This window comes from Psychrobacter namhaensis, assembly GCF_016107545.1.
Taxonomy (GTDB): Bacteria; Pseudomonadota; Gammaproteobacteria; order Pseudomonadales; family Moraxellaceae; genus Psychrobacter; species Psychrobacter namhaensis.
Genome location: NZ_JABASS010000037.1, coordinates 1 through 1,258 on the forward strand (window position 1 = coordinate 1; position 1,258 = coordinate 1,258).

A 1,258-nucleotide genomic window follows, 5' to 3' on the forward strand; every position below is an offset into this window, starting at 1 on the left:
GGCTTTTTTATGACTAACTCAAAATCTCATTGCTGAGACTTATCGATTAGTTCAATACGTTAGCAACAACACCAGCGCCTACAGTACGGCCGCCTTCACGAATAGCAAAGCGAAGACCTTTATCCATAGCGATTGGGTGGATAAGCTCTACGCCCATCTCAACGTTATCACCAGGCATTACCATTTCAGTACCGTCTTGTAATTGGATTGCGCCAGTTACGTCAGTGGTACGGAAGTAGAACTGTGGACGATAGCCGTTTAGGAATGGTGTGTGACGACCACCCTCTTCTTTTGATAGTACGTATACTTCTGCGTCAAACTTGGTGTGCGGCGTGATTGAACCTGGCTTCGCTAGTACTTGGCCACGTTGTACGTCTTCACGCTTGGTACCACGTAGTAGTACGCCACAGTTTTCGCCTGCACGACCTTCGTCAAGCAGTTTACGGAACATCTCTACACCAGTACAGGTGGTTTTTTGAGTGTCACGGATACCGACGATTTCGATTTCGTCACCAACTTTTACGATACCAGATTCTACACGGCCAGTTACAACAGTACCACGACCTGAGATTGAGAATACGTCTTCGATTGGCATTAGGAATGCTTTGTCGATGTCACGCTCTGGCTCTGGGATGTAGGTGTCTAGTACGTTTAGTAGTTCTACGACGGCTGGTTGGCCGTATTTGTCTTCTGAGCCTTTTAGGGCTTCAGTAGCAGAACCTTTTACGATTGGGGTGTCGTCACCTGGGAAGTCGTAGTCGTTAAGCAATTCACGAACTTCCATTTCTACTAGTTCTAGTAGTTCTTCGTCGTCTACCATGTCGCATTTGTTCATGAATACGATGATGTATGGTACGCCAACCTGACGTGATAGCAAGATGTGCTCACGTGTTTGTGGCATTGGGCCGTCAGTGGCTGATACGACTAGGATTGCGCCGTCCATTTGAGCGGCACCAGTGATCATGTTTTTAACATAATCGGCGTGACCTGGGCAATCAACGTGGGCGTAGTGACGTGTGTCTGTGTCATATTCTACGTGTGAGGTGTTGATGGTGATGCCACGTGCTTTTTCTTCTGGGGCTGAGTCAATTGACGCGTAGTCTTTGGCTTCGCCACCTGAGGTGATTGCTGCTACGGTTGCGATTGCAGCTGTTAGGGTTGTTTTACCGTGGTCAACGTGTCCGATGGTACCGACGTTGACGTGTGGCTTGTTGCGTTCAAACTTGGCCTTTGCCATGGGTATTTCCTCTTTTTTTGG

1 protein-coding gene is annotated in these 1,258 nt (G+C 48.0%); it reads right to left on the reverse strand.

Features of this window, described 5'->3' with window-relative positions; genetic code table 11:
- Positions 1 to 46 precede the first annotated feature (46 nt).
- Positions 47 to 1,237 (reverse strand): elongation factor Tu, encoded by a 1,191-nt coding sequence (tuf, locus tag JFC06_RS12200; RefSeq protein WP_193005364.1) that lies wholly within the window; start codon positions 1,235 to 1,237, stop codon positions 47 to 49.
- Between the last annotated feature and the right edge of the window lie 21 nt (positions 1,238 to 1,258).

Coding starts and splice junctions, on each gene's coding strand:
- tuf (WP_193005364.1), bottom strand. CDS start 1,237: ATGGCAAAGGCCAAGTTTGAACGCAACAAGCCACACGTCAACGTCGGT.